Origin of the sequence: Novosphingobium tardum, from assembly GCF_042652045.1 — a bacterium.
Classification (GTDB): Bacteria; Pseudomonadota; Alphaproteobacteria; order Sphingomonadales; family Sphingomonadaceae; genus Novosphingobium; species Novosphingobium tardum.
Genome location: NZ_JBHSDR010000006.1, coordinates 279,080 through 303,117, shown reverse-complemented (window position 1 = coordinate 303,117; position 24,038 = coordinate 279,080). Strand labels below are relative to the sequence as shown.

23 protein-coding genes and 1 tRNA gene are annotated in these 24,038 nt (G+C 65.3%); 13 read left to right on the top strand and 11 right to left on the bottom strand.

What is annotated here, in order from left to right:
- The first annotated feature begins 111 nt into the window (after positions 1–111).
- The 3 genes from ACFO0A_RS09440 to ACFO0A_RS09430 all read left to right on the top strand — a co-directional run bounded on the left by ACFO0A_RS09440 (position 112) and on the right by ACFO0A_RS09430 (position 1,915).
- The gene (locus tag ACFO0A_RS09440; RefSeq protein WP_379538760.1) at positions 112–591 is read left to right on the top strand and encodes a flavodoxin family protein; all 480 of its coding nucleotides are present in this window, start codon (positions 112–114) and stop codon (positions 589–591) included.
- Positions 592–971: 380 nt separating this feature from the next.
- Complete coding sequence (locus ACFO0A_RS09435) at positions 972–1,427, top strand: hypothetical protein (RefSeq protein ID WP_379538759.1); 456 nt, start codon at positions 972–974, stop codon at positions 1,425–1,427.
- A complete protein-coding gene (locus ACFO0A_RS09430) occupies positions 1,424–1,915 on the top strand; it encodes an AHH domain-containing protein (protein ID WP_379538758.1) in 492 nt (163 codons plus the stop codon). The genes ACFO0A_RS09435 and ACFO0A_RS09430 overlap by 4 nt, the downstream gene beginning before the upstream one ends.
- Before the next feature lie 4 nt (positions 1,916–1,919).
- Here ACFO0A_RS09430 and ACFO0A_RS09425 read toward each other — a convergent pair whose 3' ends face one another.
- Entirely contained in the window at positions 1,920–2,891 is a 972-nt protein-coding gene (locus ACFO0A_RS09425; protein WP_379538757.1) for an NAD(P)H-dependent flavin oxidoreductase, read from the bottom strand.
- 94 nt (positions 2,892–2,985) lie between these two features.
- Here ACFO0A_RS09425 and ACFO0A_RS09420 point away from each other — a divergent pair, with 94 nt between their 5' ends.
- Positions 2,986–3,525 carry an MOSC domain-containing protein gene (locus tag ACFO0A_RS09420; RefSeq protein ID WP_379538756.1) on the top strand — a complete coding sequence of 180 codons (540 nt, stop codon included), beginning with the start codon at positions 2,986–2,988 and terminating at the stop codon, positions 3,523–3,525.
- On the opposite strand, the gene ACFO0A_RS09415 is transcribed toward ACFO0A_RS09420, so the two are convergent.
- From ACFO0A_RS09415 to ACFO0A_RS09405, 3 genes are all read right to left on the bottom strand, one after another.
- Positions 3,522–4,571, bottom strand: a complete 1,050-nt coding sequence (locus ACFO0A_RS09415) for an amidohydrolase family protein (RefSeq protein ID WP_379538755.1) — start codon at positions 4,569–4,571, stop codon at positions 3,522–3,524. The two genes, ACFO0A_RS09420 and ACFO0A_RS09415, sit on opposite strands and share 4 nt — an antisense overlap.
- Positions 4,572–4,685: 114 nt before the next feature.
- Positions 4,686–6,368 (bottom strand): 2-isopropylmalate synthase, encoded by a 1,683-nt coding sequence (leuA, locus tag ACFO0A_RS09410; protein ID WP_379538754.1) that lies wholly within the window; start codon positions 6,366–6,368, stop codon positions 4,686–4,688.
- A gap of 231 nt (positions 6,369–6,599) precedes the next feature.
- The gene (locus ACFO0A_RS09405) at positions 6,600–6,905 is read right to left on the bottom strand and encodes a hypothetical protein (protein ID WP_379538753.1); all 306 of its coding nucleotides are present in this window, start codon (positions 6,903–6,905) and stop codon (positions 6,600–6,602) included.
- A gap of 74 nt (positions 6,906–6,979) precedes the next feature.
- Between ACFO0A_RS09405 and ACFO0A_RS09400 the strand changes: the two genes are divergently transcribed.
- Together ACFO0A_RS09400 and ACFO0A_RS09395 are read left to right on the top strand one after the other, a co-directional pair.
- Complete coding sequence (locus ACFO0A_RS09400; protein WP_379538752.1) at positions 6,980–8,053, top strand: phosphotransferase family protein; 1,074 nt, start codon at positions 6,980–6,982, stop codon at positions 8,051–8,053.
- Positions 8,054–8,058: 5 nt separating this feature from the next.
- Positions 8,059–9,162 (top strand): Rv3169 family protein, encoded by a 1,104-nt coding sequence (locus tag ACFO0A_RS09395; RefSeq protein ID WP_379538751.1) that lies wholly within the window; start codon positions 8,059–8,061, stop codon positions 9,160–9,162.
- On the opposite strand, the gene ACFO0A_RS09390 is transcribed toward ACFO0A_RS09395, so the two are convergent.
- The 3 genes from ACFO0A_RS09390 to ribB form a co-directional block, all read right to left on the bottom strand.
- Entirely contained in the window at positions 9,159–10,103 is a 945-nt protein-coding gene (locus tag ACFO0A_RS09390; protein WP_379538750.1) for an aldo/keto reductase, read from the bottom strand. The two genes, ACFO0A_RS09395 and ACFO0A_RS09390, sit on opposite strands and share 4 nt — an antisense overlap.
- Entirely contained in the window at positions 10,100–10,522 is a 423-nt protein-coding gene (gene ribH / locus ACFO0A_RS09385; RefSeq protein ID WP_379538749.1) for a 6,7-dimethyl-8-ribityllumazine synthase, read from the bottom strand. The genes ACFO0A_RS09390 and ribH overlap by 4 nt, the downstream gene beginning before the upstream one ends.
- Before the next feature lie 129 nt (positions 10,523–10,651).
- Positions 10,652–11,914: a 3,4-dihydroxy-2-butanone-4-phosphate synthase gene (ribB, locus tag ACFO0A_RS09380; RefSeq protein ID WP_379538748.1), complete on the bottom strand. Its 1,263-nt coding sequence runs from the start codon at positions 11,912–11,914 to the stop codon at positions 10,652–10,654.
- A 164-nt stretch (positions 11,915–12,078) separates the two neighbouring features.
- Between ribB and ACFO0A_RS09375 the strand changes: the two genes are divergently transcribed.
- The 4 genes from ACFO0A_RS09375 to ACFO0A_RS09360 all read left to right on the top strand — a co-directional run bounded on the left by ACFO0A_RS09375 (position 12,079) and on the right by ACFO0A_RS09360 (position 16,512).
- A complete protein-coding gene (locus ACFO0A_RS09375; RefSeq protein WP_379538747.1) occupies positions 12,079–12,720 on the top strand; it encodes a L,D-transpeptidase family protein in 642 nt (213 codons plus the stop codon).
- A gap of 68 nt (positions 12,721–12,788) precedes the next feature.
- Positions 12,789–14,990, top strand: coding sequence for a dehydrogenase E1 component subunit alpha/beta (locus ACFO0A_RS09370; RefSeq protein WP_379538746.1), 2,202 nt, complete (start codon positions 12,789–12,791; stop codon positions 14,988–14,990).
- Positions 14,987–16,006, top strand: a complete 1,020-nt coding sequence (locus ACFO0A_RS09365; protein WP_379538745.1) for an ACP S-malonyltransferase — start codon at positions 14,987–14,989, stop codon at positions 16,004–16,006. Before ACFO0A_RS09370 ends, ACFO0A_RS09365 begins: the two co-directional genes overlap by 4 nt.
- A complete protein-coding gene (locus tag ACFO0A_RS09360; protein WP_379538744.1) occupies positions 16,003–16,512 on the top strand; it encodes a YkgJ family cysteine cluster protein in 510 nt (169 codons plus the stop codon). Before ACFO0A_RS09365 ends, ACFO0A_RS09360 begins: the two co-directional genes overlap by 4 nt.
- Positions 16,513–16,531: 19 nt before the next feature.
- Here the strand turns inward: ACFO0A_RS09360 and ACFO0A_RS09355 are convergent, their stop codons facing one another.
- Together ACFO0A_RS09355 and ACFO0A_RS09350 are read right to left on the bottom strand one after the other, a co-directional pair.
- The gene (locus ACFO0A_RS09355) at positions 16,532–17,659 is read right to left on the bottom strand and encodes an HlyD family secretion protein (RefSeq protein WP_379538743.1); all 1,128 of its coding nucleotides are present in this window, start codon (positions 17,657–17,659) and stop codon (positions 16,532–16,534) included.
- A complete protein-coding gene (locus ACFO0A_RS09350; RefSeq protein ID WP_379538742.1) occupies positions 17,656–18,246 on the bottom strand; it encodes a TetR/AcrR family transcriptional regulator in 591 nt (196 codons plus the stop codon). Before ACFO0A_RS09350 ends, ACFO0A_RS09355 begins: the two co-directional genes overlap by 4 nt.
- Before the next feature lie 55 nt (positions 18,247–18,301).
- On the opposite strand from ACFO0A_RS09350, the gene ACFO0A_RS09345 reads away from it, so the two are divergent.
- Positions 18,302–19,918, top strand: a complete 1,617-nt coding sequence (locus tag ACFO0A_RS09345) for a DHA2 family efflux MFS transporter permease subunit (protein WP_379538741.1) — start codon at positions 18,302–18,304, stop codon at positions 19,916–19,918.
- Here ACFO0A_RS09345 and ACFO0A_RS09340 read toward each other — a convergent pair.
- Positions 19,915–21,105, bottom strand: coding sequence for an acyl-CoA dehydrogenase family protein (locus ACFO0A_RS09340; RefSeq protein ID WP_379538740.1), 1,191 nt, complete (start codon positions 21,103–21,105; stop codon positions 19,915–19,917). The genes ACFO0A_RS09345 and ACFO0A_RS09340 overlap by 4 nt on opposite strands.
- A gap of 286 nt (positions 21,106–21,391) precedes the next feature.
- Here ACFO0A_RS09340 and ACFO0A_RS09335 point away from each other — a divergent pair, with 286 nt between their 5' ends.
- Complete coding sequence (locus tag ACFO0A_RS09335; protein WP_379538739.1) at positions 21,392–22,213, top strand: outer membrane protein; 822 nt, start codon at positions 21,392–21,394, stop codon at positions 22,211–22,213.
- Between the two features lie 190 nt (positions 22,214–22,403).
- Positions 22,404–23,798, top strand: coding sequence for a L,D-transpeptidase family protein (locus ACFO0A_RS09330; RefSeq protein ID WP_379538738.1), 1,395 nt, complete (start codon positions 22,404–22,406; stop codon positions 23,796–23,798).
- A gap of 68 nt (positions 23,799–23,866) precedes the next feature.
- Here the strand turns inward: ACFO0A_RS09330 and ACFO0A_RS09325 are convergent.
- Positions 23,867–23,942, bottom strand: a tRNA-Lys gene (locus tag ACFO0A_RS09325).
- Positions 23,943–24,038 lie beyond the last annotated feature (96 nt).

The window sequence follows — 24,038 nt, the reverse complement described above, 5'->3', positions numbered from 1 at the left end:
CTAAACGATGGCAGGGAGCTAGGAAAGCATCGGTTGGTCGAAGTGCGGGGAAAGGGCATCATGGCCATCTTTGGGCAGCGATCGGGTGCCCAAGCGTGCCAGGGGATTACGATGCTTGCTATCATCTGGCACAGCCGAACCGGCGCTTCGCGCGCGATGGCGCAAGCGGCGTATGCCGCGGCGCAGGAGATCGGCCCGGTGCGGCTGCTCCCTGCCGAAGCCGTGGCCGCGGAAGATCTGATTGGCGCGCGAGGCTATCTCTTCGCCTGCCCGGAAAATCTCGGCGCACTGTCGGGCATGATGAAGGAGGCGCTGGACCGTCTCTATTATCCGTTGCTGGGCCGGATCGAGGGGAGGGCCTATGCAACGCTCATCGCCGCTGGTTCGGACGGGACGGGCGCCGAACGCCAGCTTGACCGGATCGTGACCGGGTGGCGGCTGCGCCGCGTTGCCGACAGCCTGATCGTCAATCTCGGAGCCCAGACCCCGGAGGCGATTCTCGCGCCGAAAGCCCTCGATCAGGCGCAGCTGGACCGTTGCGCCGATCTGGGCGGCGCTTTGGCCCAAGGTCTGGCGCTCGGCGTGTTCTGACCAAAATGTCCGATCCGGACACAACCCTTTTCGCGGGACTCGACGACGACGCGTTATTGATGCCAGAACCCGTTAGCTTACGGGTCTAGGGACAACGGGTCATCGGTCAGGGTATTGAAGGGGAAGGGCAGGCGCGCGCGCTGCTTTCGCTGACCTTTGCGGGCGGCGCCATTCCGCGCGTCCAGGATATCGAGCGACTCGCGTCCGAAACAGGGGAGTTTGCCGTTTCTCACGTTCCGTCGGGCGAAGCGGGCTGGTGCGAGCTGCTTGTAAACGGAATGACGTTCGATCTCGCGGGTCTCGCTGGCGTCGGCGGGCCGCAGGAGGCCGAGCCAAGGCTAACATTGGGACCGGGGCCGCATCTGGCCGCGGGGGCTGCGATGATCCCAGTCGTCCGCGGACTTCTGCAACTGGGCGCGATCGTCGCCAGGCTCGAAGGGGTCCAGGCGGCGGGATGGTTGCCCTCGCAGGTTCCGCTCGCCCTGCCTGCGGCGCGGTTTATCGCGCTGGTCGATTCATGGCTGGCGGGCGGGCCGTTTCCCGCCCCGCTTCTGGTGGGCATGTCGTTCGCAGCCGCCGACGGAAATGGAGCTCACGGAGCGGAAATGCTGCACACGACTGGCCTTGCCTTCTTCATCGGCCAGGAGATTGCTCTTGCAGGGTTCGCGGGCGAAACGCGGGCGCAGGTTGCCAAGCGGGCGAACCGGGTAATCGACCGGCTGATTACCCATGGGCCGGTCAGGGACCGTACTTCGCTGGAATTGGCCGATGGCACGACCCTGGTGATCGAGCCTGACGGACCGAGAGTCTTGCGCGTGCGCTCACTCCCGGCATGAAGCGGCCGGCATTACCGTTCGCTTCCGTCAACCGCCGCGACCGTCCCGGATACGAGCCGGGCCTGCAGCGCCATCACCTGCTTCCTCGCCAGCTTCTGGCCCTGCGCTGGTTTCAGCGGATGGCGGATCGTATCTGCACCATCCGGCGGGGATTTCATGATTTCCGCGAGAACGGGATGCTACTTCCCTCGTGCGAGCGCGTGGCGTTGAGAACCGGGCTGCCGCTTCACCGCGGACCGCATCGGTTGTACAACGAACTGGTGGTCGAGCGCGCAGGCGGCATCGAAGCGGGCTGGCGGCAGGGCCGGGCGAGCAGCGAGGTCGAGGTGGTCCAGCGAATATCGCTGCTTCAGCGCGCTCTGCGCCGACGCCTGCTGGCCGAGCGGCGCGGCGCAGGCCTGCTGAACCTGAAGGACCCGCTTCGCGCCGAAGCTGACTTCGCGCTGCTGGACGCCCTGACGGACGATCTCTGGACCGTTACCGACTGAGGGCTCAGTACTTCGACTTTGCCGCCAGCGCTTCGCGGGCCTCGCAGTATTCGGCGTGCAACCGGTTCACCCGTGCTTCCACGGACTCCACGGCATGGACCGCGCCTACACCCTGGCCCGAACCCCAGATGTCCTTCCACGCCTTGGCCTCGGTATTGCCGCCAGAGCCGAAGTTCATCTTGCTGGGATCGCTCTGGGGCAGGTTCTCGGGATCGAGGCCCGCGTTGACGATCGACGAACGCAGGTAGTTGCCGTGTACGCCCGTGAAGAGGTTCGAATAGACGATGTCCGAAGCTTTCGCCTCGACGATCCCCTGCTTGTAACCCTCGGTCGCGTTTGCCTCGACCGTCGCGATCCACGGGGAGCCGATATAGGCGAAATCTGCGCCGAGCGCCTGCGCGGCGAGAATCGAGCGGCCGTGGGCAATCGCGCCCGACAGCGCGATGGGTCCGTCGAACCAGGTCCGCAGTTCCTGCATGAACGCGAAGGGCGAAAGGCCGCCGGCATGCCCGCCGGCGCCCGCAGCGACCGGGATGAGGCCGTCGGCCCCCTTTTCGACCGCCTTGCGGGCGAAGCGGTCGTCGATCACGTCGTGCATCACGATGCCGCCCCAGGCGTGGACCGCGTTGTTGATATCCTCGCGCGCGCCGAGCGAGGTGATCACCATGGGGACCTGCCACTTGGCGCAGAGCTGAACGTCTTCTTCGAGCCGGTTGTTCGACTTGTGCACGATCTGGTTCACCGCGAAGGGCGCAGCGGGACGTTCTGGATTTTCCCGATTGTGCTGGCTCAGTTCCTCGGTAATGCGGTGCAGCCACTCGTCGAGCTGGCTGATCGGGCGAGCGTTCAGCGACGGAAACGATCCCACGATCCCGGCCTTGCACTGGGCAATGACGAGCTCAGGCCCCGACACGATGAACAGCGGCGAACCGATGACGGGCAGGCGAAGATTTTCGAATCCGGCGGGCAATGCCATGAGATCTCCCTGGAAGGTCTGAGCGCTTTTAATCGCGCGGTTAAATTCGCTTAAGCAGCTTCCGTGCAACTGTCAAAGCCGCTAGCGCCCTCGCATGGAAGCGACCGTTATCGCCCTCGCCAGCGACGCCATCCACCGGGTCAGCAAGATCCGGCGCGATAGCCTGCGCCTGATAGCCGGGCTCGGCGTTGAAGCCGATGCCCATGCCGGCCTGACGATGCAGCATCGGTCGCGCTGGGTGAAGCAGCGCACCGTCCCGAACTTGCGCCAGGTTCATTTGATCCACGGCGAATTGTTCGAAGACCTTGCAGGCAAGGGCTTTGACGTCGCCCCGGCGGTGATGGGCGAGAACGTGACGACGCGCGGGATCGACCTGCTGAACCTTTCGCAAGGGGCGCGGCTGCGACTGGGCGGTGCGCTGATCGAAATTACCGGCCTGCGCAATCCATGCTTCAAGCTGAACCAGATCGCACCCGGCCTCATGGAGGCCGTGCTCGAGAAGGGGCCGGGCAAGACTCTGAACCGCAAGGCGGGGATCATGGCGATCGTGATCGAAAGCGGCGAGGTGGCGGTCGGAGACTCGATCACGCTCGAATCCACTCCCGCCATCCGCGTCCCGCTCAAGCCGGTCTAGGCGTCGGGCAGTATGCCTTCGATGCCATAGAACGACGCCGCCGTTCCGGCGAACAGCGCGCGCTTTTCGTCCGCCGAGGCGTCGGCCGCGAGCCGCTTGAAGGTGTTCCACAGCGTCGCGTAGTCGGCGCCCCACTTGTCGACGGGGAAGTTGCTCTCGAACATCGCGCGGTTAGCGCCGAATGCCTCGATGCAGGTTTCGATATAGGGCTTCCACAGCGGAGCGAGCCGCTCTGACGACCAGCCGGCTTCGGGTCCTTCGTCGGGCATCCCGCAGAACGCCATCGCCAGGCCGCCGAGCTTGACCGAGACATTGGGACAGCGCGCGAGCTCGCGGATCGAGCCTTGCCAGCGGGCGAAATTCTCGTCGAGACGGCCGGCGTAGCTGGCGATGTTGAGCGGAGTGCCGCAGTGATCGAGGACGATCGGCGTATCGGGAAAAGCGCGGGCCAGATCGGTCACATCGCCGATCTGGGGTTCCAGGACCCAGGCATCGAAGGTCAATCCCATCTGGCCAAGGTGCGCGAAACCGGCGCGGAACATATCGCTTGCGAGAAGATCGGGCCCGCCATGGAACGGCGGGCCGAGGACGTCTGAATCGGCATCCCATGCCCCCGCATGGCGAATACCGCGAAAACGGCCGTTACCTGCGGCGGCCAGGGCTTCGAGCACCGGCCGCGCCCGGTCGCCCAACGTCAGGTCCGCATGGCCGATGATTGCCGCGCAGGCCCGCAATTCGCCGTAAAGCCCGCTGGCGCTCTGTGCGGCGACGCCATTGACGTACTCGACTTCGCCGACTGGCTTGAATCCCTCGCTCGCGCCCGCACGGTAGAATGCACCGCATTCCATGAAGACGGTGCCGACGACGCGGTGCCCGGTCTGGGTGTCGGCGAGCAGCTCGTTGAACGTGTAGTATGGCGACCGGGCGATCGAATCGACGAACCGGTGGCGCGGCTCGGGGAAGTTTCCGAGCACCGGCCGCAGGTCCCACAAGTGATGGTGCGGGTCGATGATTGGCAAGTCGGCGTCGAGGATGGCTTCAGGCATGATGGCTCCAGGTGGCTTGATGGCGGTCGCTGCCGCCGTTTCGCGCCACCATTGTGCCTGGGCCTACGCCCGTCAATCCCGCCGCCGTTCTGGCGGCGGGTGACGGGGATCACGTCATGCGGAAGGAAGGCCCAGTGCGTTGGCCGCGCTGAGGATCGCACGGACGCTCGCCGTGGCGACATCCTCGTCGATCCCGACGCCCCACACGGTCCGCCCGTCCGAAGCCGCACATTCGACATAGGCGGCCGCTCGCGCGTCGGTGCCCGTCGCCATCGCATGTTCGGAATAGTCGCGAACCTCGACATCGAGACCGAAGCCTTCTCGCAAGGTGGCGACGACCGACGAGATCAGGCCGTTGCCGCGCCCGCTGACGGTGCGGACCTTGCCCTCGACCGCGAGCTTTCCGGCAAACACCCGGGTGCCGTCGGCGGCGCGGGTCTCTTCGTAGTCGACCAGTTGCAGTGGCTGCGGAGTGCCGAGCCGATAGACCCGCTGGAACACGCTCCAGATGTCTTCGGCCTGGAGTTCGCGACCGAGTTCGTCGGCGAGTTGCTGGACGTGGCGCGAAAAGTCCGCCTGCATCCGCTTGGGCAGCTTCAGGCCCTGGTCCTGCTCGAGCACCCAGGCAAAGCCGCCCTTGCCGCTTTGCGAGTTGACCCGGATGACCGCTTCGTAGCTGCGTCCCAGGTCGGCCGGATCGATCGGCAGATAAGGAACCTGCCACAGCGCATCATTGCGCTGTTCCTGCGCCGCGAACCCCTTCTTGATCGCGTCCTGGTGGCTGCCCGAAAATGCGGTGAAGACGAGTTCGCCGCCATAAGGATGGCGTGCCGGCACGGGCAGCTGATTGCAGTGTTCTACGACCGAGATCACCTGGTCGATGTCCGAAAAGTCCAGCCCGGGGTCGATGCCCTGGGTGTACATGTTGAGCGCCACGGTAACGAGGCAGCAGTTTCCCGTGCGCTCGCCGTTGCCGAACAGGCAGCCTTCGACCCGGTCGGCACCAGCCATGAGGCCCAGCTCCGCCGCGGCCACGCCGGTGCCACGGTCGTTGTGGGTGTGCAGGCTGATCGCAACCGTCTCGCGCCGCGGAATGTTGCGGCCGAAGTACTCGATCTGGTCCGCGTAGATGTTGGGCGTAGCCGCCTCGACCGTCGCCGGCAGGTTCAGGATCAGCGGACGCTCGGCCGTGGGCTGGAGAATATCCATCACCGCCTCGCAGCACTCCAGGCTGAAATCTAGTTCGGCCGTCGAAAACGTTTCGGGGCTGTATTCGAAATGCCAATCGGTATCGGGGAAGCGAGCCGCCTGGTCGCGCAGGACCTTGGCCCCGGCCACCGCGATCTCCTTGATCTGCGGGCGCTCCAGCCCGAACACGATCTGCCGCCAGGCAGGCGAAATGGCGTTGTAGAGGTGCACGATCGCCTGCTTCGCGCCCGCGAGGCTCTCGAACGAAGTGACGATCAGGTCATCGCGGCTTTGCGTCAGGACCTGGACCAGAACGTCGTCGGGGATCCGGCCGGAGCGGACGAGACCGCTGATGAAGTCGAACTCGGTCGATCCCGCGGCGGGAAAGCCCACCTCGATCTCCTTGACCCCGATCTTCACCAGAAGATCAAAGAAGCGGTTCTTCTTCTCGGAATCCATGGGATCGATGAGCGACTGGTTGCCGTCGCGCATGTCGGTGGAAAGCCACCGCGGCGGCGCGGTGATCGTTCGCGAGGGCCATTGGCGGTCGCTCAGGTTTACCTGGGGAAAGGGTCGGTATTTGACCGAAGGGTCGGCAAGCATAGGCATGACAGGTCTCGCGCTTGGGCGTGGCGTCGGGGGCGATCAGCCCCGGTTCTGGCAGGTCCCTTGGGCGCCGCGGCGCCGCCTCGAGGACGACGCGTCAGCTCACGCCCAAGGGCGTGTAAGTCGCAGAAGCAGGCCGAGCGGCGTGGTCATGCGGCGCGATATGCGGGGCGAGGGCGGGCTTGTCCAGCCCCTAGCCTCGTTGAAACGCGAAAACACCTGGAATTGGATCGGTCAGGCCTCCGCCTCGACCTCCTGCTTCGCTTCTTCGGCGATTTCCTCGGCCTTCTCGATCTCGCGTTTTTTCTTGGGGTTCAGGAGGTACTGCCACACGCCCCAGGCGTTGATCGCGAGGAGGATGCCGTTCTGCGCGATCAGCGGCACGGTGTGATTGATCACGCCCGAAACGATCCACACCACGGAGACCGCAACGAACAGCACGAAGCCCCAGCCGGTGACCCGGCGCCCGAGATCGAGCGCGATCATCGCGGCCGCCACGATGGCGCCGATCGCTCCAATCCATTCCAACGGTCCGTTCATGTCCGATGCCCCTTCGACCCCGTGGTTGCTCCAAGCCGCGACGCCTCATAAGGTTCCTTGCAAAAGGAGAGGACATGGCAGCATTCCCGGCGCATCCCGATGCGGTCGATACCGCATGGCTGAATGATCGCCTGCGTTCGGCCGGTGTGCTGCAGGATGGCGAGGTAACCGCCCTGACCTGGCAGGCGATCGGGACAGGGCAGGTGGGCGACAGCGTGCGCTTCGCGCTCGAATACGACCGCCCAGGGGCCGGTCCCGCGACGATCGCCGGCAAGTTTCCCGCTGCCGATCCGACGAGCCGCGCTACCGCCGCGGCGCACGCGCTCTATGCAAAGGAAGTGGCGTTCTACCGGGAACTGAGCGCTGCGCTCGACGTGCGCACTCCCCGCGCGCTGGCTGCCGAGGTAAGAGACGACGGTGCCGACTTCGTCCTTCTGTTCGAGGATCTCGGCCCGGCGCGTGGGGGCAACCAGCTTGCCGGTTGCAGCGCCGACGATGCTCGCGAAGCGGTGCGCCAGATAGCCGGTCTGCACGGGCCGAGCTGGGACAATCCGGCGATGATCGACAAGCCGTGGCTCAGGCCCAGGCCCGAATCGCTGGCCATGCTGTCCCAGGCCTATCCGCACGCGCAGGCGGTCTTTCGCGAACGCTATGCCGACCAGCTCGAGCCCGAGCTCATGGCGGTATGCGAGGATCTGGCGGCGACGTCGGCAAGCTGGTTCGGGCGCGACGGGCCGGTGCGCTGTATCGTTCATGGCGACTACCGGCTGGACAACATGCTCTTCGACATACGCGGAGGCGCCGAACCGCTCGGAGTGCTGGACTGGCAGACGGTGACGGCCGGCAACGGAATGACCGACATCGGTTATTTCCTCGGCGCCGGCATCGGAACGTCGCTGCGCCGCGCGATGGAGGACGAGTTGCTCGACCTCTATTGCGCCGCGATGTCCGCGCATGGCGTGTCCCTATCCCGCGCGGCGATCTGGGACGATTATCGCCGCGGCGCGCTGCACGGCGTTTCCACCGCCGTCTTCAGCGCCGCCTTCGTCGAGCGTACCGAGCGCGGCGACGCGATGTTTCTCCACATGGCCCGCGGCGCCTGCCAGCTTGCGCTCGACCATGACAGCCTTTCCACGATCCGGGAGTGATGTGAATGTTGAGCAAGGGCGACGATTATCCGCTGCACCAGACCCCGGAGCCGGTCGCTTTTGCCGGGACCGACCGCAATTTTTACGACCGCTACTTCTTCAACGGCTACAACCCCGATGGCACCGGCTTCTTCGCCGTGGCGTTCGGGGTCTATCCGCATCTCAACGTCGCCGATGCTCACTTCTGCGTGGTGCGGGATGGGGTGGAGCATTGCCTTCATGCCTCCCGCGAGCTGGGGATGGAGCGCCTCGACCTCGAGGTCGGGCCGATCAGGATCGAGATCATCGAGCCCCTGCGCATCCTGCGCGTGACCGTGGCCGAGCATTACGGCATTTCAGCCGAGCTGACCTTTACCGGGCGTTCGTTTCCGATCGAGGAGCCGCGCTTCACCCACCGGATCGGGCCGCGCACGTTCATGGACTACACCCGGATGACGCAGAACGGGCACTATGAGGGCTGGATATCGGTCGACGGCAAGAAGGAGGCTGTCAGCCAGGATTGCGCCGGAACACGCGACCGAAGCTGGGGCGTGCGGCCCGTCGGCACGCCCGATACGCAGCCTCATGCGGGCGGCCGGCCGACGGGCTTCTTCTGGCAATGGACCCCGCTCAACTTTCCGAACCGCAGCGTGTTCTTCCATCTCAACGCAGATGCCGCCGGCGACGCGTGGAACATCCGCGCGGTCGTGCTGCCTGACCATGCGAATGCCCATGGCGGCTTCGAGACGGTACAGGCGAAAATGGCCGCGCCCCTGACAGGTGGAACGCGCTGGCCCGAGGGCGGGGAGCTGGAAATCGAACTGCCCTCGGGGCCGATGCGGCTGAAGTTCGAGCCCCTGGGCCGCTTCCTGATGCGCGGACTGGGCTACACGTCTCCGACCTGGGGTCACGGCCTGCATCACGGGCCGCTCGACGTCGCGCGTGAGGATATCGATCTTTCCGCTCAGGACCCCGCACGGATGGACAACTTCCACGTGCAGCTTCCGTGCCGCGTCACCGTGCTTTCAGGCGAGGGCGCGGGCGAGGTGGGGGCCGGTGTCTTCGAACAGCTTATCCTGGGCGACTACGCACCGATGGACCTCAGCGGAATGGAGGTCGCTCCGGCCTAGCCGGCTCCCGCGGCAGTTAGCGCGGCGAGGTGCGCGTCGTCGAGCTTTAGGCGCGCGCCCTCAATCAACTGGTCGAGTTGCTCGACCCGACTGACACTGGCGATAGGCGCTGCGACGCCGGGTTGGGCATTGATCCAGGCTAGGGCGATCGCAGCGTGGCTCGCGCCCGTTTCAGCGGCGATCCTGTCCATCACGGCCAGAACCGGCGCACCCTGTTCCAGAAGGCCGGTCAGTGTCGTGCCGCGGGGGGACTGGCCGAGATCCTCCTTCGTGCGATATTTCCCCGTGAGGTAGCCCGAGGCAAGGCCGTAATAGGGCAAGAGGGCGACACCCTCGGCAACACAAAGCTCTTGCAAGGGGCCTTCGTATTCCTTGCGGGCAACCAGGTTGTATCGGTTCTGAAGCACGCCATAGCGCGCCGCGCCCACTGCATCCGCAGCGGTGAGCGCGCCGGCCAACCTCTCGGAACGGAAGTTTGATGCACCGGCCTCGCGCACCTTGCCCGCGCGGATCAGCGCGTCGAATCCGCCTGCGACGTCTTCCTGCGGCGTCTCCGGATCGTCGCGGTGGGCGTAGAACAGATCGACGTAGTCGGTTTGAAGCCGCCTGAGCGAACCGTCGAGATGCGCGGTGACCTTGCCCGGTGCCAGGCCGCCGGCTTCTCCGAGCACATTCGTCTTCGTCGCCACGAGCATGTCCGAACGGCAGCCACGATCGGCGAACCATTCGCCCAGCACGGTCTCGCTTTCGCCGCCCTTGTGTCCCGGAACCCACGCCGAATAAGCCTCGGCGGTATCGATCATGCGGCCGCCGGCCTCGCGGAACGCGTCGAGGATAGCAAAGCTGGCCTCGCGGTCGGCAGTCCAGCCGAACACATTGCCGCCAAGCACCAGAGGCAGCCCGCCTATGGCAGGGTGCGCCGCCGGGCCCGCGATGGTCACGCCGCGAACCGCTCGCGCAACTCGAGCAAGGCCAAGGCCGCCTCGGCCGCCTCGCCGCCCTTGTTCTTCTGTGCCGGATCGGCGCGAATGAGCGCCTGCGCTTCGTTCTCGACAGTCAGGATGCCGTTCCCGATTGCAGTGCCGTCCATCGTCAGCGCCATGATCCCGCGGGCGCTTTCGCCGGCGACGATCTCGAAGTGGTAGGTTTCGCCGCGGATTACCACGCCGATCGCCACGTAACCGTCGAAGTCGCCGCTTTCCTCGGCCAGCGCTATCGCGCCGGGAATCTCCAGCGCGCCGGGCACCGTGATCACCTCGGCTTCGTGTCCCGCGGCCTTGATCGCGGCGCGGGCACCCTTGATCAGCATGTCGTTGAGATGGTCGTAGAAGCGCGCCTCGACGATGAGAATTCTTGCCATAACTACTCCGCTGGCCGCCCTTGAAGGGCGAGGGCCGCGCCGTGATAGCGCGGGTCGTGGGTGATGTCGCGAACCGTCCTGGCCGTCGAAGTCAATTCCGGCAAGCCAAGGTCTGCCGGCGTCCCGGCCTCATTCCGCCGGGATCGGGCGTTCGCCGACGATGTTGATGCCGTACCCTTCGATCGCCACCACGTTGCGGTGGGCGTTGGTCAGCAGGATCATGTCGTGGACGCCCAGGTCCGCGAGAATCTGCGCCCCGATGCCGTAACTGCGCAGATCCATGTCTGGGGCTTCGCCGCCACCTTCAGGGCCGCTTTCGCGCGGGCGGATAAGAAGGACGATCACCCCCGCACCTGCGCGGCCGACTTCGTCCATGGCGCGCTGGAGCGTGCGCTTGCGCGGGCCGGGCTGGCCCAGCATGTCGTCGAGCAGCGAGATGGTGTGGACGCGCGACAGGGTGGGCTGGGCAGGATCCACCTGGCCCTTCTGCAGCACGAAGCTGACGCTGCCGTCGATCTTGTTGCGATAGGTGATGAAGCGCCATTCGCCGCCGTAGTCCGAGGTGAAGGTGCTTTCGGCGACACGGGTCACCAGGTGATCGTTGCGACGACGATACTCGATAAGGTCGCGGATGGTCCCGATCTTGAGGTCGTGGTGGCGGGCGAAGGCGACGAGGTCGTCCATCCGCGCCATCGTTCCGTCGTCCTTCATGATCTCGCAGATCACTCCGGCGGGATTGAGGCCGGCCAGGCGCGAGATGTCGACCGCCGCTTCGGTATGCCCTGCACGGACCAGCACTCCGCCCTCCCGCGCGACAAGGGGGAAGACGTGGCCGGGCGTGACGATGTCGGCGGCGCCCTTGCCGGCGTCGATCGCGACCGAGACCGTGCGCGCGCGGTCTGCCGCGGAGATGCCTGTGGTGACGCCTTCGCGCGCCTCGATCGAGACGGTGAAGGCGGTCTCGTGGCGGGTGCCATTGTTACGGCTCATCAACTCGAGACCGAGATGGTCCACCCGGTCCTTGGCCAGCGCGAGGCATATCAGCCCCCGTCCGTGAGTGGCCATGAAGTTGATCGCATTGGGCGTGGCCATCTGCGCGGGGATTATCAGATCGCCCTCGTTCTCGCGGTCCTCGTCGTCGACAAGGATGAACATGCGCCCGTTGCGCGCTTCGTCGATGATCTCCTCGATCGGGACAAGCGCGGGCGACTCGTCGCTGGAAAACAGGAACCGCTCGAGCTTGCCGAGCGTGTCGGCAGTCGGGTTCCATGCGTCGTCCGTAAGGTCGCGCAGGGTGTTGGCATGGAGCCCCGCGGCACGGGCAAGGCCGGAGCGGGACATTCCACCGTCTACGACAAGGCGGCGGACGCGATCTATGAGCTGACTGGACATGACTGCATAGTTTCACATCGCAATGTGAATGTGAAGAGAAAAGAATCACATTGCCATGCACGTTTACCTGACCGACGTCATGCGTCCCTCAGTGGGACGAGCATGCCTCAACACTGGCGAAACGGCTCCGAAGCGTCCACACCATGGTCAACAGGAGCTTAACGATGAGCCGACAGGCGCGCCGAACGATCTGGACCGGAGGCAGCATTCTCGCTGCGTTCCTGGCCTTTGTCGCGGCGTTTCTCCTGCTCGAGGCCATTCCCAGCGGAGGCCAGGCGGCGGTCTCGGGAAAAGTTGAGCCCCAGCGACCGGCCGTAGCGCCCGTCGCTGCCACTGCTCCCGCCGACAGCCGCTTCGTCGTGAAGCGTATACTCCCCATCTCCGGGCCGATCAGGTTCGGCGAATGGCATTGGGACGAAAGCGGCGTGCCTGCGGGACCCGTAGTGATCACGGTCGATCTTCAGGCAAACGTGCTTTCGATATTCCGCGACGGCTACGAGATCGGGGCGACCGCGGTGCTGCTGGGCGACGACGACAAGCCCACGCCTGTCGGAACCTTCCCGATTTCGCAGAAGGATGCCGATCACGTCTCCAACCTCTACGATGCGCCGATGCCCTACATGCTGCGCCTCACCGACGACGGGGTGACGATCCACGCGACGAAGGTCGAGAACGGATACGTGACGCATGGCTGCGTCGGCGTGCCGGAGGACTTCGCGCGCAAGCTCTATGCGGCAACCAAGCTGGGCGACAAGGTGATCATCACCGACGGCGCGCGGATGGGCCTGGGCGACAAGATCATCTGACCTCGGCGTGCGCCCGCGCGTGACAAGAGGTGCAATCTCGCCGGGGAGCGGCTAGGGCGCTTGGCACGATGGATGCCGCCGAAGCCGTACATTCCGCCTTCCTTGCGCGCCTAGCCGCCGGCGATCTGCCGCGGCCGCGCTCCAACCTTGGCCTCAATGCCCTCGGCATTCCGCCGGCCCGGCTCGCCGCGCTCTTTCGCAGTCAGGCGACGAGCCGCCAGATGGACCGGTTGTCGCGCAAGCTTCAGGCTCGGGGCGAAGGTTTCTATACGATCGGCAGCTCCGGCCATGAGGGCAATGCCGCGCTGGCCGAAGTGCTGCGAACCGACGACATGGCGTTTCTGCACTACCGGTCGGCCGCCTTCCAGCTCCATCGGGCCGGGCGCATGGCGGGCGAAACGCCAACCTGGGACATGCTGCTGAGCTTCGTCGCCAGCGCCGAGGACCCGATCTCGGGAGGGCGGCACAAGGTCCTGGGCTCGAAGCGCCTGGCCATTCCTCCGCAGACCAGCACGATTGCCAGCCATTTGCCCAAGGCGGTCGGCGCGGCGTTCAGCATCGGCATCGCCTCGGCACTGGGAATCGAGGATACCCCGCTTGCCCCCGACGGCGTCATCCTTGCCAGTTTCGGCGATGCCTCTGCCAATCATTCGACCGCGCAGGGCGCGTTCAATACGGCGCTTTGGGCGTCCTACCAGGGCACGGCGATGCCGATCGTGTTCCTGTGCGAAGACAACGGCATCGGAATTTCCACGCGCACGCCGCAAGGGTGGATCGCGCGCAGTTTTTCGACCCGCGCCGGTCTCCACTACGTCGCGTGTGACGGGTGTGACATCGCCGATGCGCTGCGCGGGGCGAGCGAGGCGGTCGAGCATGCGCGCACCAAGCGCAAGCCCGTGTTCCTGCACATGCGCACTGTACGCCTCTATGGTCATGCCGGGTCGGACGCGCAGAACGTCTATCTCGCGAAGGAAGAGATTCGCCGCGACGAGGAACGGGACCCGCTGCTTGCCACCGCCGCACTCCTGATCGCCGAAGGGGTGATGAGCGCGGCCGAGATCGCCGAAGAATACAACGCGATCGAGGCCACGCTGGCCCGGCAGGCGGAACTCGCGATCGCCCGTCCAAAGCTGGCCGATGCGCATCAGGTCATGGCCAGCATCGTTCCTCCGCGGACCGCATGTCCGGTCCCTGCGCGGCCCGCAGAGGCGGCGCGAAGCGCGCTGTTCGCCGGTGACGCCACGCTGATCGACAAGCCGCAGCACATGGCGCGCCTTCTTTCGTGGGCGCTTGCCGACATCCTGCTGGCCTATCCCAATGCGATCGTCTGCGGCGAGGATGTCGGACCGAAGGGCGGCGTCTACAACGTCACCGCCAAGCTTCACCAGCGTTTCGGGCCCGCCCGTGTCATCAACACCCTGCTCGACGAGCAGGCGATCCTTGGCCTCGCCATCGGGGCGGGTCACAACGGGTTGTTGCCGATCCCCGAGATCCAGTTCCTCGCCTACGTTCACAATGCCGAGGACCAGATCCGCGGCGAGGCAGCAACGCTCAGCTTCTTCTCCAACGGCCAGTACACGAACCCGATGGTCATCCGGATCGCGGGTCTGCCCTATCAGAAGGGCTTCGGCGGCCACTTTCACAACGACAACAGCCTGGCGGTGTTTCGCGACATACCAGGGGTCGTCCTTGCGGTGCCGTCGAAGGGCGCGGACGCGGTGGCGATGCTGCGCGAATGCGTGAGGCTGGCTCACGACGAGGGCCGCGTTGTTGTCTTCGTCGAACCGATCGCGCTCTACATGACCCGCGATCTCCATGCCGAGGGCGACGGATTGTGGACCGCCACGTATTCCCCGCCCGGCGATGGCGGGATCGCGCTGGGCGAACTGGGCGTCCACGGCGATGGTACCGACCTTGCCATCGTCAGCTACGGCAACGGCTATTATCTGTCGCGCCAGGCCGAAGCGCTGCTTGCGGACGACGGGGTGCGGGCGCGCGTGATCGACTTGCGCTGGCTCGCGCCGCTGGCCGAGGACGCACTGCTGGCCGCGGTTGCGCCGTGCGATCGCATCCTGATCGTCGACGAATGCCGGATCACCGGTTCGCAAAGCGAGGCGCTGATGGCCCTTTTTGCCGAGCATGCTTCGGGCAAGAAGGTCGGGCGCATCGCGGCGACCGACAGCTTCATCGCACTCGGACGCGCCGCAACCCATACACTGCCTAGCCGGGATACGATCCTGGCCGCGGCGCGCGACCTGCTCGCCCGGTGAAGCGCGAGACGGTCCTTGTCGTGTGTCCGGGCCGAGGCACCTACAACGCGCCCGAGCTCGGTTACCTGAAGCGCCATCATGCCGGCCGACGCGACCTCATCGAGGCTTTCGACGCCGTCCGCACCGCGCGCGGGGAGGAGGCGCTTTCAGCCGCGGACGGAGCGGCCGCGTTCGATCCCGCTCACCACTTGCGCGGGGAAGTCGCGACCCCGCTGATCTACGCTTCCGGCATTCTCGACTTTCTCAGCATCGACCGGATGCGGTTCGAGATCGTCGCCGTCACAGGCAATTCGATGGGCTGGTACACGGCTCTTGCCTGCGCGGGCGCGGTCTCTCCCGTCGACGGTTTCGCGATCGCCGCGGCGATGGGTACCAACTCTCAGAAGCACGGGCCGGGTGGCCAATTGCTGCTGACCCTGGTGAACGAAGACTGGCATCTTGACCTAGCGCTGCGCGCGAAGGTCGAGGCGCTGATGCCCCGGTTCGGGATCGCTCGCTCGATCGAGCTGGGCGGCATGCTCGTCGTAGCCGGTGCGCCTGACGATCTCTTAGCTTTCGAGGCGGCCCTCCCGGCGATGCAAACGCGTGCGCCATTGCATCTGCCGGGTCACGGCCCGTTCCACACGGCGCTGATGGCCGCAAGCTCGGCAGCGGCACATGTGGAGCTCTCGCCCTCGTTGGTGGGCCAGCCCGCGATACCGCTGGTCGATGGCAGGGGCGGCATCTGGCGCAGGTTCGAAACCGATCCGGCGGCTCTTCACGAATATACCTTCAGCGGTCAGATCCTGACGCCATACGATTTCACTGCTGCGATCGATGTCGGGCTGAAGGAGTTCGCACCCGACCGGATCGTACTGGTCGGGCCGGGAGATACGCTTGGCGGCGCGATTGGGCAGGCGCTGGTTGCGGCGCGCTGGTCGGGCATCGTGGACAAGGCGTCCTTCGCCACCCGGCAGGAGCGCGACCCGTTCCTCGTCGCGATGGGCAAGCCGGCTCAGCGGGCCCTGATCGTTTGAGCTATTCAGACAGCGACGGCGGAATCTGCGCCGATTGCGGCCTGTGTTGCGACGGCACCTTGTTCTCCCTGTCCACGGTGCCGTCCGGCGAACGACAAAGCGTCGAAGCGGCCGGGCTTGCTGTCGAGGAGATCGACGGCGTGCCCTCGTTCAGGCAACCGTGCAGGCAGCTCTGCGGTACGCGTTGCCAGATATATCCCCAGCGCCCGCGATCATGCCGGAAGTTTCGCTGCCCCACGCTGCGGAATCTGGATGCGGGCGAAATTGATGCGGCCGAGGCTGGCCGACGGATCGCAACGGCGCGCGAAGCCGCCTCGCGTTTCAGAAACGAATTGCTCCCGGGCGAGACCATCCCGCAAGCGCGCGTGAGGCTGGAACAGTCTGCGCGCTCGGGGAGCAAGAGCCGTGCGGACGACCGCGCACGGCTGATGCTCGGCGCGCTCGAGATCGTCCTCGGCCGCAACTTCCGGGCTGCCCGGCAGCAGGCGATGACGACGGACGACTGATGCAACGCTCTTGCGGTGGTCAGTCGAACTGGACTTTCGCGTTGACCGACAATCCGGGGCGCAGGCTCTCAAGCTGGGGTTGGCCGGGATGGAGCCGGATCCGCACCGCGATCCGTTGCACGATCTTGGTGAAATTGCCCGATCCCGGCTCGAAGGGCAGGAGGGTGAACTCGCTTCCCGAACCCGGCGCCAGGCTCTCGACGACGCCGGCAAGCTTCGCGCCGCCAAGCGCATCGACGAAAACTGCAACCTTCTGGCCGGGGCGCATCTTGCGCGTCTGGGTCTCCTTGAAATTGGCGACGACGTAAAGATCGTGGACGGGCACGACGCTGAGCATCAGCGATCCGGGTTGCACGTAATCGCCGACCCGTACCTGGCGATTGCCCACGACACCGTCGATCGGGGCGACGATCGTCGCGTAGCCGCGCTCCTGCCCCGCGAGGGTCAGCGCCGCGCGCGCCTTGAGCGCTGCAGCCTCGGCCTGCGCGAGCGCCGCGGCGAGGACGGGGCCTTGCGCGCGCACGACGGCTGCTTGCTCGCCGGCGATGGCGGTATCGGCGCGGGCCCTCGCACGCAGGGAGGCCGCGCCCACGGCTGCCGCTTCAAGCCGTTCGATGTCGCGCCGCGTCGCAAAGCCGCGGGCGCCCAACGCCTCGAACCGGGAACTGTCGGCCGCCGCGCGCGCGTATTCGGCGTCTGCCGCGGCGATCGAAGTACCTGCGGCACGCTGCTGCGCCGCGGCCAGGCCCTGCTGCGGGCCAAGTGCGGCAAGCCCGGCGCGCGCATTGGCGACGTTGGCATCGGCATCGGCCACCGCGGCGCGCGCCCCCTGAAGGCGCGCTTCATAATCCTGGGCGTCGATCCGGACGAGCGGATCGCCGGCATGCACGAACTGGTTGTCCTTGACGAGAACGGCCGCGACCTGTCCGCTGATGCGGGGAGCGACCGCGGACGAATCCGCCTGGAGATAGGCATTGTCGGTGCTCTCGCTCGTGCGAGGCGAAAGCAGCCAGGCAATCCCCGCTACCGCGACAATCAAGGCCAGCGCGCCGGCGATCAACGGCTTGCGCGACAGCCTTTGCCAGCGTCGCTGCCCAGCAGGCTCGCTTGCCTCATCGGGTGCGACGATCGCCGTCTGCACGTTCATCGGTCTTCCAGTCCGTAGAGCGCAAGAAGCTGATCTTGAGTATCCTTCAGCATGGCGTCGGATGCTTCGCCCGAACCCAGCGCGCGGGCCAGCGAAACGGCGCCGACAAGCTGAGCGAGAAGGGCGTTGCCCTGGCGCTCCGCATCCTCGACGCCGATGCGGGAAAGCAGCCCGGCCAATAGGCCCGCAAGCCCCTTTATTCCTGCACGAAACCTGTCCGAGCCCGGTCCCGTCAAGCGCGCGACGTCGCCGGTCAGTGCGGGCAGGGGACAACCGCGATCGCGTCCGTCGCGATGGGCGGGCGACAGGTAGAACGCGAAATACCCGCGCAGCGCATCGCGGGGATTCTCGATCTCCTGGAACGTGCGCGCCCGCCCGCGCGCGTCGTCGAACATCGCCCCGATGGCCTCGGCCACCAGGGCCTCCTTGGATGCGAAGTGCGCATAAAAGCCGCCATGGGTCAGCCCGGCGCGCGTCATCACCCCGGCGACGGCAAAATCGTGAGGACCCTTGGTGCGGATCTCCTTCGTCGCTTCCTTCAGAACCCGCGCGCGGGTTTCCTGCTTGCGGTCGCTGGAATAGCGCACTTGCCGATCTCCTTTATATGATGCATGTAATATAAAGAGCAGACCGAGGCAAGCCGTGGCATCGATACCGATCAATACCCCGGCCTTGCCGACACCCGCTTCGGCGCCTGACGACCCTGCGACGATGAGCTCGCGGCTGAAGTTCACCATTTTCGGGGTGATGGCCTTTGGCCAGTTCATGGCGCTGATCGACATTCAGATCGTCGCCGCATCGCTGAACGAGGTTCAGGCCGGACTTTCGGCTGCTCCGGACGAGATAAGCTGGGTCCAGACGGCATACCTGATGGCCGAGCTGGTGATGATTCCCTTTTCGGCCTTCCTCACCCAGGCGCTTTCTACGCGCTGGGTCTTCGCCGCGTCGGCCGGGCTGTTTACGCTGTCGAGCGTGATGTGCGGAATGGCGTGGAACATCGAATCGATGATCGCTTTCCGCGCAGTCCAGGGCTTCGTCGGCGGGGCGATGGTTCCGACTGTCTTCTCCACCGGCTACGTGCTGTTCACCGGCAAGCAGCGGGCGATGATACCCGCGATACTCGGGATGGTGTCCGTCCTTGCGCCCACGTTGGGCCCCACGGTAGGAGGATGGATCACCGACGCCTGGGGCTGGCGCTGGATCTTCTATATCAACGTCGTGCCCGGGGCCCTGGTCTGCCTTGCGAGCCTTTCCCTGATCCGTATCGACCGCGCCGACTTCTCGATGCTCGGGAGGATCGATTGGGTCCACCTTGGCGCCATGGCCAGCTTCCTCGCAGGGCTTGAGTACGTGCTGGAAGAGGGGCCGAAGAACGGTTGGCTGGACGACAGCGGCATCGCCGTCGCTGCATGGCTGACGGCGGTCGCCTTCGTGTTGTTTCTCGAGCGCTCGTTCCGGTCCAGCGGCCCGATCGTGGTGCTGTCGCCGTTTCGGAACGCGACCTTCGCCTTTGCCTGCGTGTTCAACCTGGTGATCGGCTTCGGCATCTACGCGGGCACGTACTTGGTCCCGCTCTTCCTAGGTCGGGTTCGCGGTTACAATGCGAGCGAGATCGGCACGACGGTCTTCATTTCCGGTGTCGCGCAGCTGCTCGGCGTGCCGCTTGCGGCAGCGCTATCGCAGCGCGTCGACCCCCGTCTCGTCATAACCGTCGGCCTCACTCTCTTCGCCGCGGGCCTGTGGCTGTTCAGCTTCATGACCCCCGATTGGGGCTTTTCGGCGCTGCTGTGGCCGCAGGTCGTGCGAAGTTTCGCGATCATGCTGTGCATCGTGCCCTCCGTCGGGCTGGCGCTGGGGCACTTCTCGGGCCCGGAACTGCGCTATGCGTCGGGGCTGTTCAACCTCATGCGAAACCTGGGCGGCGCGATCGGCATCGCGATGGTCACCACCTGGCTGGGCGATTTCAGCCGATTGCATTACCTGAGGCTGGGTGAGGCGATGGGCGCATCCGCGCGCCAGGCGGGCATGGCGATCCACCTGCTTGCACACCGCATGGGAACCTACACACCCGACCCCGAACGCGCGCGCCAGATCGCCGAAAGCGTGCTGGCGCGCATTGCAGGCCGCGAGGCGCTGACCTTGGCGTTTGACGACGTATTCCGCGTCATGGCGTGGGCGTTCCTCGCGGCGCTGGTCCTGGTGCCGTTCTGCCGTCCGGCTCCAGTCGATCAGGGAACGACGCCAGAGCCCGCGCACTAGTCCTCGGCGTTGGACGCCTTCCAATCGCGCTTGATCTTCTTGGCCAGGCTCCATTTGTGGACCTCGGTCGGGCCGTCGTAGATCCGGAAGGCGCGGATCTCGCGAAACACCTGCTCGACGATGGTTGCGTCGGTCACTCCGGTTCCGCCCATGACCTGCACGCAGCGATCCGCAATCCGCATCAACGCTTCGGAGACCGAGACTTTCGTCATCGAGCTTTCCACCGTCCCGAGCGATCCGGTGTCGAGCACCGTGGCGCACCAGTCGATCATCAGTTCTGCCGTTTTCAGGTCGATGAGATTTTCGGCGAGCATGAAGCCCACACCCTCGTGGTCGATCAGGGCCTTGCCGAACGCCATGCGCCGGTTGGCGTAATCGGACGCGATCTCATGCGCGCGGACGCAGCACCCATACCACCGCATGCAGTGCGACAGGCGGGCGGGGGAGAGGCGGATCTGGGCGTACTTGAACCCTTCGCCCGCTTCGCCGAGCATTTGGTCGGCAGGCACCCTGAGGTTGTCGATGATCACCGTCGCGTGCCCGCCGGGCATCGAGTTGTCGATCGTGTTCGGCACGTGCTCGATGCGGATCGCCGGATCGGGCAGGTCGACCAGGAACATGCAGGCCCCGCCCGCTGCGGCACCATCAGCGGCCTTGGCCATCACGATGCCGACCTTCGCGCCGTCCGCGCCCGTGATGAACGCCTTGCGGCCGTTGATCACCCAGTGATTGCCATCCAGCCGGCAGGTCGTCTGCATCATCGAGGGATCCGACCCGGCCCCACCGGCCGCCGCCGGCTCGGTCATGAAGAACGCCGAACGCGCGCTGCCATTGACGAGCGGAGCGAGAAACCGCTCCTTGATCATGTCGCTGCCTACCTTGCCGAGCAGGTACATATTGCCCTCGTCCGGAGCCATGACGTTCACAGCCAGCGGCCCCAAGGGCGAGAGACCGGACTTCTGAAGCACCACCGCCGTTTCGCGCTGGGTCAGGTGGTCTCCATCGTCGAGGATATGCGGAGTCAGGACGCCTGCGGCGCGAGCCTTCTCGCGCATTTCCATCACCAGCTCGTCGGTCGGCGCGCCATGGTGGTCGCGGCGCGGGTCGCCTTCGTAAGGAACGATCACGTCGCGGACGAAAGTCTCGACCTTTTCGGCGATCGCACTGGCGCGGTGGGAAATGCTCATGCTGGAAACCCCTGTCCTGTTCACGCGATCGGTACGGACGCCGGCCGGTATCGAATGATCGCCGCCGAAGACCACCGTCCGGCCTTCACGGTCAACTCATAAAAAACATGTTCTCTAATGGGCCCGCTGCATGAGCTCGCCCGCCTCTGGTCAGGGGCTAGGCAGGGAAGTGCGGCAAAATTGCCACATATTAATTCCCATCAACCTTCATTCGGAACGAGTGCCGGCGAACTCGGTTCACTCCTCGGGCAGTCGACGAACCGCCCTGAAGATAGGGAACGCTGACATGAAAAAACTCCTAACCGCTATGGCGCTTGCGTCGACCGCGCTTTCCGCGCCCGCATTCGCCCGCGACGGCGCCATGTACGTCGAAGTCGACGGCGGCGTTATGAAGGTCGAGGACTTCGACTTTGACATCGCCGGCGTCAAGAATGCCGTGAAGCTCGATAACGACACCTGGGGTTACGACTTCGGTGGCATCGTCGGATACGACTTCGGTCCGTTCAGGCTCGAAGGCGAGGTCGGTTATCGCGGCGTCAGCAATGACCAGCTGAAGTCGACCGTATTCATCCCCGCAACCAACACGACGGTCACCGGACGGGCATTGCCCGGTAGCTACGACGCTGGTGGTGACAGCACGGTCCTCAGTCTCATGCTGAACGGCCTGGTCGACGTGGGTCAGGACGATGGTCTTCAGTTCTTCGCCGGTGGCGGCGTCGGCAAGGCGAAGATCGATGTGAACACCTCGATCAACTCTGTCGGGCCCGGGTTCGTGAACGATCACGACTGGACCTTCGCCTGGCAGGCGCTCGCCGGCGTCCGGGCACCTCTGTCGGACAACATCGATGTCGGCGTGAAGTATCGCTATTTCAACGCTTCCGGCTTCGACCTGAATGACACTGCCGGTCGCGCGGTCAAGGGTGATTGGCGCTCCCACTCGCTGATGGGCACCTTCGCGGTAAACTTTGGCGGACGCGAGCCGATGATGGAGCCGGTTGCCGCTCCGCCGCCGCCTCCGCCGCCGACGTACACGCCGCCTCCCGCGCCCGTCTACACGCCGCCGCCGCCGCCGCCCGAGCCGCCGGTCAAGTCTGGCGAACGGGGTTAACGACCCAAGAATGGAGGAACGCGTCGAGGTGCGGAACTAAAAGAAGTTTCATGCACTTAGATGGTGTTCCTCCATTCCCCTTTTTGGAGAACCCTGGGGCCTTTGTCATCGATTAGAGGCCCCTTTTTTTTGGCTCCTTCACGGGATGAACGACGTGGCAAGGGCCGTTCCGGCCAGGGTGAGTGAGACAATGGCGAACAAGAAGTTCCTCGGACGGTCTCAGTGGAAAGCGGCGGTTGGAGCGTTGCTTGCTGCCGGTTTCCTTTTCCCCGCCGCCGCTGAAGCGAGCGCACCCGTCACTCCGGCGCTATTAAGGGCCGAACTGACCGATGCCCAGTTGGGCGCGTTCTATCAGTCGCGCGGCTTCCGGCCGCTGTGGCTTACCCCAGATGGTATCGATCCAGCTGCTGAATTTTTGCTGCAGCTCGTCAGCAGTTCCGATTTCGATGCGATCCCGGCCGACGCGCAGGAAATCGGGCGACTGACTGCTGCGATTGCCGCGGCGCGGTCCGGCGATTCCCCTGCATCGAGAGCGCGCGCGGAGCTCGCGATTTCCAAGGCTTTTGCGTGGTATGTGAAGGCAACCCGGGCCGCGCCCGCCGCAGAGATGATCTTCGAGCATGAATCGCTGCGGCCACGCGTCCCGAACGATTATCAGGCGCTTCAGGACGCTGGCGCCGCGTCATCGCTGGGTGATTACATTGCCGGGATGCGCTGGATGCACCCCTTCTACGCTCCGCTCCGACGTGCGGTCGCCGAGGCTCAGGATGACTCGTCAAGGCGGGTGCTGCAGAACAATCTGGACCGCGTGAGGACGCTTCCGGCCTCGGAAAGCGGCCGGTACATCCTCGTGGATGCGGCCAATGCCCGCCTGTGGATGTACGAAAATGGGCGGCCCGTGGATTCCATGCGGGTCGTGGTCGGCAAACCCAGCCTCCCGACGCCGATGATCTCGGGATACGTTCGCTACGCGATCGTCAATCCCTACTGGAACGTCCCGACCGATCTCGTGCGCAACAAGGTCGCGCCGAACGTGCTTCGCCAGGGTGTGTCGTACCTCAATTCGGTGCGTTACCAGGTCCTGTCCGACTGGGGGCCCAGTGCGACGCCGGTCGATCCGCGAAAGGTGGATTGGAAATCAGTCGCGAACGGCTCCATCGAAGCGCGTGTCCGCCAGCTTCCGGGCGCGGGCAATTCGATGGGCAACGTCAAATTCGAGTTCCCCAACCAGCTCGGAATTTACTTGCACGACACGCCCGAAAAGAACCTGATGCTGAAGGAGGACAGGCATTTCAGCTCCGGTTGCGTCCGGCTCGAAGACGCCGACAGGTTGGGACGCTGGCTGATGCGGGGCGAACTGCCGACCGCGTCCGCCTCGCCGGAGCAAAAGGTGGATTTGCCTGCTCTGGTGCCGGTCTACGTTTCTTACCTCACCGCCTTTCCCGATAACGGCAAGATAGCGCTCGGCCCCGATCCCTATCGCCGCGACGGCACCGACATTGGCCGAATGGCGCGAGGCGAAGTAACCCCCGGCACCGGGCAGTTGCAGGCACCAGGCGCAAAGCTCGGCGTTGCTACACGTTGATGGGGCAGTGATTCCCCGACAGTGCCCGCCCATCAGCGGACACGATCACGTTCAATTCATGGGAAAAATGGTGGACGCACTAGGGCTCGAACCTAGGACCCGCTGATTAAGAGTCAGCTGCTCTACCAACTGAGCTATGCGTCCGTAACACCATTCGATCCGGCCGGCGGGCGGCGGGAAGGCGTCGCCTATAGCGGCTCGTCCGTGGCTTGCAACCCTTCAAATGCAATCGCATCGCAC